This window comes from Pseudomonas sp. NFR16 (genome assembly GCF_900108875.1).
In the GTDB taxonomy this organism is placed as follows: domain Bacteria; phylum Pseudomonadota; class Gammaproteobacteria; order Pseudomonadales; family Pseudomonadaceae; genus Aquipseudomonas.
The window spans coordinates 150,757-159,157 of record NZ_FNYJ01000002.1; the positions used below are offsets into that span (position 1 = coordinate 150,757).

The 8,401-nt window shown below is 62.3% G+C and carries 6 protein-coding genes; 4 read left to right on the plus strand and 2 right to left on the minus strand.

Annotated features, from left to right (window positions below; translation table 11 throughout):
- Positions 1–11: 11 nt before the first annotated feature.
- Complete coding sequence (locus BMZ10_RS09380; protein WP_093460568.1) at positions 12–1,325, minus strand: L-fuconate dehydratase; 1,314 nt, start codon at positions 1,323–1,325, stop codon at positions 12–14.
- 137 nt (positions 1,326–1,462) lie between these two features.
- Here BMZ10_RS09380 and BMZ10_RS09385 point away from each other — a divergent pair, with 137 nt between their 5' ends.
- The 4 genes from BMZ10_RS09385 (at position 1,463) to BMZ10_RS09400 (ending at position 7,417) form a co-directional block, all read left to right on the plus strand.
- Positions 1,463–2,410 (plus strand): LysR family transcriptional regulator, encoded by a 948-nt coding sequence (locus tag BMZ10_RS09385; RefSeq protein ID WP_093460570.1) that lies wholly within the window; start codon positions 1,463–1,465, stop codon positions 2,408–2,410.
- A gap of 202 nt (positions 2,411–2,612) precedes the next feature.
- Entirely contained in the window at positions 2,613–4,166 is a 1,554-nt protein-coding gene (locus BMZ10_RS09390) for a UxaA family hydrolase (protein ID WP_093462487.1), read from the plus strand.
- Between the two features lie 96 nt (positions 4,167–4,262).
- Positions 4,263–5,588 carry an MFS transporter gene (locus BMZ10_RS09395; protein ID WP_093460573.1) on the plus strand — a complete coding sequence of 442 codons (1,326 nt, stop codon included), beginning with the start codon at positions 4,263–4,265 and terminating at the stop codon, positions 5,586–5,588.
- Between the two features lie 278 nt (positions 5,589–5,866).
- The gene (locus tag BMZ10_RS09400) at positions 5,867–7,417 is read left to right on the plus strand and encodes a sensor domain-containing diguanylate cyclase (RefSeq protein ID WP_143070277.1); all 1,551 of its coding nucleotides are present in this window, start codon (positions 5,867–5,869) and stop codon (positions 7,415–7,417) included.
- On the opposite strand, the gene BMZ10_RS09405 is transcribed toward BMZ10_RS09400, so the two are convergent.
- Positions 7,411–8,193, minus strand: a complete 783-nt coding sequence (locus tag BMZ10_RS09405) for a DeoR/GlpR family DNA-binding transcription regulator (protein WP_093460579.1) — start codon at positions 8,191–8,193, stop codon at positions 7,411–7,413. The genes BMZ10_RS09400 and BMZ10_RS09405 overlap by 7 nt on opposite strands.
- Positions 8,194–8,401 lie beyond the last annotated feature (208 nt).

Here is an 8,401-nt window from a genome sequence, read left to right on the forward strand (position 1 = left end):
AGGCCTGTGTGTCAGCCTTTATCCGCCAGGTCCAGCCACACCGGTCCGTTCGGGTATTGGTAGCGCTCCAGGGTCTCGGCGGTCATTTCGATGCTGTAACCGGGGCGTTGCGGCGGCATGTAGCGTCCGCGCCGGATCACCACCGGATCGAGGAAATGTTCGTGCAGGTGATCGACGTATTCGAGCACGCGATTCTCCAGGGAGCCGGACACCGCGATGTAGTCGAACAGCGAAATGTTCTGCACGTACTCGCACAGCCCCACGCCGCCGCCGTGAGGGCAGACGGGCACGTTGAATTTGGCGGCCATCAGCAGCACGATCAGCACCTCGTTCAGCCCGCCCAGGCGCGCAGCATCGACCTGACAGAAGTCCAGCGCGCCAGCCTGGAACATCTGCTTGAACATCACCCGGTTGTGGCAATGCTCCCCCGTCGCCACGCCGATCGGCGCAATGCGCTGGCGAATGGTCGCGTGGCCGAGAATGTCATCCGGGCTGGTCGGTTCTTCGATCCACCAAGGCTCATACGCCGCGAGCCGACGCATGTTGCTGATCGACTCCTCAACGCTCCAGACCTGATTGGCGTCCATCATCAGGGTGCGCTCCCAGCCCAGTTCGTCGCGCAGAATCGCCGCGCGGCGCATGTCCTCTTCAATGTCCGAGCCGATCTTCTGTTTGATGTGGGTCCAGCCCTGCGCCACCGCTTCGCGGGCCAGACGGCGCATCTTCTCTTCCGAATAACCCAGCCAGCCCGGCGCCGTGGTGTAGCCCGGATAGCCTTCTTCGAGCATGTGCGCCTCGCGCTCGGCCTTGCCTGGCGCCTGTCGACGCAGCAGCGCGATGGCTTCCTGCGGTGTGATCGCATCGGTGACATAGCTGAAGTCCAGGCACTTGACCAGTTGCTCCGGCGTCATGTCGGCCAACAGCTTCCAGACCGGCTTGCCCTCGACCTTGGCCCACAGGTCCCACACCGCATTGACCAGCGCGGCGGTGGCCAGGTGAATCACACCCTTTTCCGGCCCCAGCCAGCGCAACTGGCTGTCGCCTGCGGTGATGTCATGCCAGAACGCGCCCATGTCGGCGGTGATCTGCTCCAGACTCAGGCCCACCACTCGCGGCGCCAGAGATTGAATGGCGGCGACACAGATTTCGTTGCCCCGGCCGATGGTGAACGTCAGCCCGTGGCCTTCCAGCCCCTCGGAGGAATCGGTATGCAGCACGACGTAGGCGGCCGAATAGTCCGGCGCGCTGTTCATTGCATCGGAGCCATCGAGGGACAGTGAAGTGGGAAAGCGGATATCGCGAATGGAGACGGAGGTGATCTGCATGGGAAACTCTTGTTGTTTTCGATGTCGAGCAAGCAAGCAGGCTGCCAGGGGACCTGCGCTCGGTGATGATTCGACTGTAGGCCCATTACCGATACAGGCATAATCACGAAATCCTAATCATCGATATCGAATTCGGTATGCCTGACCAAGCCTCCCCTCAACTGCCCGGCAAATTCAGCACGCTGAAAATCTCCAGCCGCCAGATCGCCCTGCTCAATGCGCTCGGCGAGCTGGGCAATCTGCGCAAAGCGGCTGCGGCGATTCACACCACCCAGCCGGCCGCCAGCCTTATGCTGCAACAGCTCGAAGATCGTCTCGGCGTTCAGCTGTTCGAACGCCTGCCGCGGGGCATGCAGCCGACACTGTTCGGCGAGGTCATGATTCGCTATGCCCAGGGCGCGCTGCACGAGTTCGAATACGCCGAAACGCAGATGGCCGAGCTGGCCCGAGGTGCGACAGGCATGGTGCGCATCGGCACGGTCATGGGTCCGGTGCCGACCCTGTTGACGCGTGGGCTGCTTGCGTTCAAGGCGGCGCATCCAAAAGTGCGCATCGTTCTGGAGGTCGGCACCAGCGACGCCCTGCTGCCGGCGTTGATCCGGGGCGATTTCGACGTGGTGCTGGGGCGTTTGCCCGGCCAGTTGCACGCCCACGAACTGGACATCCGTCTGTTCGAGCAAGGCGAGCGCATGCGCATCATCGCCCGCACCGATCACCCGCTGACCCGTTCAAATCCGGTGCTGGCGGATCTTGCGCCCCTGACCTGGATCTTGCACCCGCCGGGCAGCCCGATGCGGCGTCAGGTGGAAAATGCCCTGCAGGCCGCGCAACTGATCGAGCCGCTGGACATCATCGAGACCAGTTCGATTCTGGCGACGACCGCCATGATCGAGTCCTCCGACATGATTGCGGTGGTGCCCAACGACGTTGCGCACCACTATGCCCGCTACGGCATGATCGCCGTATTGCCGGTAGACCTGCCGCTGGCGATGGCGAATCTTGGCCTGCTGACTTCCAGGGTGAGGCCGATGTCGGCCGCGGTTCGCGGACTGCTGGGGTTTTTGCAGGAAGAAATGGCCGCGTGACTTGATAACCAATCGTTATCAATCAATCGAAACCTTTCATTGGGAAATTATCAGCCCGCTTCATAGAGTGAGTCACAAACCGGGTCGGCACGCTCCGATCCTCAAACAAGAAAGATCTGGCCGCCTGTGACGGTGTTGTTCCCTTGCCCGGGAGCCGTTGTGTCGAATGCAGACGCAGGTGGCAACCGTTTTGAGAGGCCGCATGGAACTCATCGTCAAGACGCCCGCGTTCGACAGCAACGCGCTGGTCATCCGCCTCAACCCTCTGGATAACGTACTCATCGCTCGTCAGGCTCTGAGCGAAGGCACGGTGCTGCCCGATGAAGGCATCACGGTGCTTCAGGCCATTCCTTCCGGGCACAAAGTGGCGACGGTGCGCGTCGAGCAAGGCCAGCCGCTGCGCCGCTACGGACAGATCATCGGCTTCGCCTCACGGACCATCGAGCCAGGCGAGCATGTGCACGTTCAGAACGTCGAAATGGGCGACTTTTCACGGGATTACGCATTCGGTGTCGACGCCCATGAACCCCCTCAGACCGAGGCGTTTTTCCAGGGCATCGTGCGCGCCGATGGCCGGGTCGCGACTCGCAATTACATCGGCATCCTCACCTCGGTCAACTGTTCGGCGACCGTTGCGCGGGCCATTGCCGATCATTTTCGCCGCGACATCCATCCCGATGCATTGGCCGATTACCCCAACGTCGACGGGGTCGTCGCGCTGACCCACAGTTCCGGTTGCGCCATCGACTCGAAGGGCGAAGCCATCGGCCTGCTGCGCCGCACCCTCGCCGGTTACGCCGTGCACCCGAACTTTGCCGCGGTGCTGGTGGTGGGGCTGGGCTGCGAGACCAATCAGATTCAGGACCTGCTCGACAGTCAGGGACTCAAGGCCTCCGACCAGCTGCGTGCCTTCACGATTCAAGGCACTGGCGGCACGTCCAAGACCATCGCCAGCGGCATTGAGCAGGTGAAGTCGCTGCTGCCCCAGGCCAACCGGATCACGCGGGAAACGGTCAGCGCCCGGCATCTGATCGTCGGGCTGCAATGTGGCGGTTCAGACGGGTATTCCGGGATCACCGCCAACCCGGCGCTGGGCAACGCGGTGGACCGGCTGGTCGCCGCGGGCGGCACGGCGATTCTCTCGGAGACCCCGGAAATCTATGGCGCCGAACACCTGCTGACCCGTCGCGCCACCAGCCGCGCCGTCGGTGAAAAACTGGTTCAGCGCATTCGCTGGTGGGAGGACTACTGCCAGCGCATGAACGCCGAGCTGAACAACAACCCTTCGGCGGGCAACAAGGCCGGCGGCCTGACGACGATTCTGGAAAAGTCCCTCGGCGCCGTCGCCAAGGCCGGCTCGACCAATCTGGTGGGCGTGTACGAATATGCCGAAGCGGTACGCGCTAACGGCCTGGTGTTCATGGACACGCCCGGTTACGACCCGGTGTCGGCAACCGGTCAGGTCGCCGGCGGCGCCAACCTCATCGCCTTCACCACCGGGCGCGGCTCGGCCTATGGCTGCGCGCCCACGCCCTCGATCAAGCTGGCGACCAACCATCGCGTGTTCGAATTTCAGGAAGAGGACATGGACGTCAACTGTGGCGGGATCGCCGACGGCAGCACGACCATCGAGGAGCGCGGCGCGCACATTTTCCAGATGATGCTGGACATCGCGTCCGGCGCGCGCAGCAAGAGCGAGCAACACGGCTACGGGCAGAACGAGTTCGTGCCGTGGCACATCGGCGCGATCACCTGATCGCACAACGAAGCGGCATGCGGGGTCAGAAATCCACTGCCGGATGGTGATCCCTTCCGGCGGCCAGCAACCTTAACAACAATAAAAAAGGTGCCTATGAAAACCCTCAAGACCTATCAGACGATCACCATCGTCTTTCTGATGCTGTTCGGCATCGTCAACTATCTGGACCGCAGCGCGCTGTCCATCGCCAACACATCCATCCAGAAAGACATGCTGATCAGCCCCTCGGAGATGGGCATTCTGCTGTCCGCCTTCTCGCTGGCCTACGCCTTCGCGCAATTGCCGATGGGCATGGTGATCGACAAGCTGGGCAGCAAGATTGCCCTCGGCGGCGCACTGATGGTGTGGTCCATTGCGCAGACAGCGTCGGGCTTCATCAACAGCTTCAGCGGCTTCTTCGCGCTGCGGGTCCTGCTCGGGATCGGCGAAGCGCCGATGTTTCCGTCGGCAGCGAAGACCCTCAATGAGTGGTTCGAAGAACATGAGCGCGGCACGCCGACCGGCATCGTCTGGTCGGCCACATGCATCGGCCCCTGCCTGGCTCCGCCGCTGCTGACGCTGTTCATGGTCAACTTCAGCTGGCGCGGAATGTTCATCATCACCGGCGTGCTCGGCATCGTGCTTTCCCTGTGCTGGATGATGTTCTACAAGAGCCGCGCGCAGTACCTCAAGCAGCGCGATGCACTGGGCGAGCAACCGGTGAGTCCGGCGCCTGTTGCCGAGGCCGGGCCGAAACCTTCGTTTTTCGCAGGGTGGGTGGATCTGTTCAGACACCGCAGCACATGGGGCACGTTCCTTGGTTTCATGGGCGTGATCTACATGCTCTGGCTGCACCTGACCTGGCTGCCGGGCTACTTCCAGCGCGAGCATGGCCTTGACCCCTATCAGACCGCGTGGGTCGTGTCGTTTGCCTATGTGTTCGGCGCCATCGGCACGATCGCCGCAGGAAGAATCTGCGACCGGCTGGTCAAGCGTGGCGTCGGCGTCCTCAACAGCCGCAAATACACCGTGATCGGCGGCCTGGTGTTCGCTGCCGTATTCACCTTGCCGCTGACCTTCGTCACCAGCCTGAGCGGTTGCGTGGCACTGCTGTGCCTGGCCCTCTTCGGAATCAACCTCTCCAGCGCAACCGCCTGGATGGTGGTCAATACCGTGGTCGACACCAAACGCGTGGCGTCGCTGGGCTCGATCCAGAACTTCGGCGGTTACATTGCAGGCTCCATCGCGCCGATCGTCACTGGCTTCAGTGTGCAGTATTCCGGCACCTTCGCCACCGCGTTCGCGGTCAGTGCCATCGTCGCCTTGCTCTCGGCGGTGGCTTACTTTGTCCTGCTCAAGGCGCCGATTCCCGTGCACACCGGCGTTGACAAAGGCGCCTGGCAGCCGCAGGTGGATGAGGTTCAGGGTCGGCACGTCTGATCCGCCGGCCCAGAGTTTGCCATCGGCAGCGATTCGTGAACGCTGCCGATGGCAGAAACAAAGCAACGCGCCACCGCTGCCCGATCCCTGCACGCAAATTGGCATTGCCGGTCAATCTCCCTATCTGACGTGTCACTGACTATTTTCCCCTTCAAAATCCCGCACTTGTCCTACTCTGTGTGTCAGACGGTCGCTGTTGCGATGCCAAGCGCCTGAACGACGCGAGTCCTTCGCAGAGACGGCGGGTCTGAAATCGTAGATGTCAGCGAGGATGGGGATTGAGACAGGTAGAAGGTTCAGACTTCGGCGCCAGGCACCGGCGGCTCAAGCGCATGCCCGTGCTCTGGCTGGCCGGGCTGTTCACCGTGCTGGTGTGCATCTCGATCACCAGCATCACGGTCTGGCAGCTGCGTCAGGGCCGCGCCCATGAGGTGGACATCGCCAACACCAATGCTGCCAACCTTGCCAGGTCGATGGCGCAGCAGGCCGAGGATGCCTTTGATCAAGCCGATATTCCCGTCGTCGGTATCGTCGAACGCCTGGCCTACGATGGCTTCGGCGCGGCCACCAGTTCACGCATGCACGAGTACCTGCGCGCCACCGCCGCCAGCGTCGAGCAGATTCAAGGTCTGTTCATCTACGACAAGAACGGCAACTGGGCCGCCACCTCGCTGAGCCACATGCCTGCCAATGCCAACAACGCCGATCGCGAGTATTTCAAGTTTCACCAGGCCATCGACAGCACCCTGCCTCACATCGGCGAGGCGATCCGCAGTCGCACGACCGGCGACTGGATCATTCCGGTTTCCCGCCGGGTCAACGATTCGACCGGACAGTTCGCCGGCGTGGTGCTGGCGACCATCGAGCTGGGCTATTTCGAACGGTTCTTCGACCGCTTCGACATCGGCGAGCACGGGGTCATTACCCTGGCCATGGCCGACGGCAAGGTGCTGGCCCGCCGTCCGGACCTGCAGAACCTGAGAGGCGTGTCCATCGGCGATGGTGAGCTGTTCCGCAAACACCTGAAGGAGCATTACGAAGGCACTGCCACGGTCGAGTCGATGCTGGACCATGAAGTGCGCATCTACGGCTACAAGCGCCTGGACCGCTACCCGCTGGTGGTGCTCGCCGGGTTATCGGAAAAGGAGGTGCTCGATGAATGGCGCCAGTATGCCTGGCGCTCGCTGGCGATCATCGTGTGTGTGGTGGTGGCGAATCTGTTGTTCGGGGTGCTGCTGTTTCAACAGATCCGCTTCGGCCTGAACGCCGAATCGCAACTGCGCATCGCCAGCCACTCACTGGAAAAACTGGCGTTGCAGGACAGCCTGACAGGGCTGGCGAACCGGCGGCATTTTCAGGAGATTCTCGGCCTGGAGTTCGCCAAGGGACAGCCGAATATTCACCCGCTCAGCCTGATCATGATCGACATCGATTTTTTCAAAAGCTACAACGACAACTATGGGCACGTGGCGGGCGATAAGTGCATCGTCGGCGTGGCGGAGTGCATTCGCAGCAATCTCAATCGCACCGGTGATCTGGCCGTGCGTTACGGCGGCGAAGAAATGGCGGTGTTCCTGCCCTACAGCGACCTGAAGGGCGCATTCGCGCTGGCGGAAAAGATTCGTCAATCGGTGCTCGCCCGCGCGTTGGAGCACCATGGCAATCCCTTGGGCATCGTCAGCATCAGCCTTGGGGTTTACGGCTGCCTTTCGCAGGAGTGCCCGAGCATGGAAGTGTTCGTCGAGCGGGCGGACGCCGCGCTTTACATGGCCAAGCACCAGGGCCGGAATCGGACGGTCGCCTGGCTGGAGGCGTCGGACGGTTACTGAGTGCCCTGCGCCCGCACAATCTGCGCGACCTTGCCGCGGAACAGGTCGAGCCGGTCGGCGGGCGCGTCGTGCTCGACCACCAGCGCCCCTACTTCTTCGCATTGCGCGACCTGGTAATGGGCAATGCTGGCGAGCTTCTCGTTGATCACCGCCACCGCCACCTGACCGCTGCGCTCGACCACCGCCCGCTTGAATTCGGCAACGTCCATGTCGAACGCAGTGACGCCTTTGAGCGCATCCAGCGCGCAGGCGCCCAGAAAACACAGGTCGAAATTGAAATGAGCCAGCTGCTGAATGGTCGTGAAACCGTAGGTGCTGCCTGCCACCGGACTCAGGCGCCCGCCCAGCAGGATGACCTCGACAGAAGGCAGCTTCATCAATTCCACGGCGATCAGCGGCGCGTTGGTGGTGACGGTCAGCGCCATGTGAGGGTCGATCGCCTTGGCAATGGCGAGGTTGGTGGAACCGCCGTCGATGAAAACATGTTGGCCTGCCGCAATGAGGCCAGCGGCGGCGATGCCCAGGTCGCGTTTGCGACTGGGTTGGTGTTCGATGCGCGCAGTCAGGGGCCCATCCGACGCCAGCGAAATCGCGCCGCCGTACACCCGTTTGCACAAGCCGGCAGCCGCCAGCGCACCCAGATCCCGGCGAATCGAATGCTCGGAGACGTTGAACTCGGTCGCCAGATCAGCCGCGAGCACCCGACCGTGCATCGCCAGCCGCTCGGTGATCAAACGCTGACGCTCGCCGGGAAACGCTTCAGGAATGGCAGACATAACAAGGGCCTCACATCACGCTTGAACGATCAGAAACGAGCAGAATCATGCGTGTGGGCAAAAGCAAAAGTCAAACTCGCCGAGGCATTCCCGAGTTCCCCAGCCGCACCCAAGCCCAGTAGGAATGAGCTTGCTCGCGAAGACTGTTTTCCAGCCGCTGCATCTATACCGGATGTACCGGCCTCTTCCCGGCTGAAGCCGGTCCTAC

Excerpts from the sequence above, each read along its gene's own strand:
- BMZ10_RS09380 (WP_093460568.1), bottom strand. The coding sequence starts at position 1,325 with ATGCAGATCACCTCCGTCTCCATTCGCGATATCCGCTTTCCCACTTCA.
- BMZ10_RS09390 (WP_093462487.1), top strand. The coding sequence starts at position 2,613 with ATGGAACTCATCGTCAAGACGCCCGCGTTCGACAGCAACGCGCTGGTC.
- BMZ10_RS09395 (WP_093460573.1), top strand. The coding sequence starts at position 4,263 with ATGAAAACCCTCAAGACCTATCAGACGATCACCATCGTCTTTCTGATG.
- BMZ10_RS09405 (WP_093460579.1), bottom strand. The coding sequence starts at position 8,193 with ATGTCTGCCATTCCTGAAGCGTTTCCCGGCGAGCGTCAGCGTTTGATC.
- BMZ10_RS09385 (WP_093460570.1), top strand. The coding sequence starts at position 1,463 with ATGCCTGACCAAGCCTCCCCTCAACTGCCCGGCAAATTCAGCACGCTG.